Source organism: Klebsiella sp. 2-CIP_Kleb., assembly GCF_050378715.1.
Lineage (GTDB): Bacteria > Pseudomonadota > Gammaproteobacteria > Enterobacterales > Enterobacteriaceae > Klebsiella > Klebsiella quasipneumoniae.
Window position 1 is genome coordinate 1 of sequence record NZ_JBNRLG010000036.1, and the last position, 226, is coordinate 226.

Here is a 226-nt window from a genome sequence, read left to right on the forward strand (position 1 = left end):
TCGTGTCGCGAAAATTTGAGAGACTCGAACACACATTAACTGTGTGTCGTTTCAATTTTCAGCTTGATCCAGATTTTTAAAGAGCAAAACTTCGCAGTGCACCTTTTCAGGTTCACTCTGAAGTTTTCTTGTGTTCGCAGTAAAGATGGTGGAGCTATGCGGGATCGAACCGCAGACCTCCTGCGTGCAAAGCAGGCGCTCTCCCAGCTGAGCTATAGCCCCATCG

Annotated in this window: 1 tRNA gene; it reads right to left on the minus strand. The window is 47.8% G+C overall.

Going from position 1 to position 226, the window contains the following annotated elements:
* Positions 1-146: 146 nt before the first annotated feature.
* A tRNA-Ala gene (locus ACQUTP_RS25725) sits at positions 147-222 on the minus strand.
* Positions 223-226: the final 4 nt, after the last annotated feature.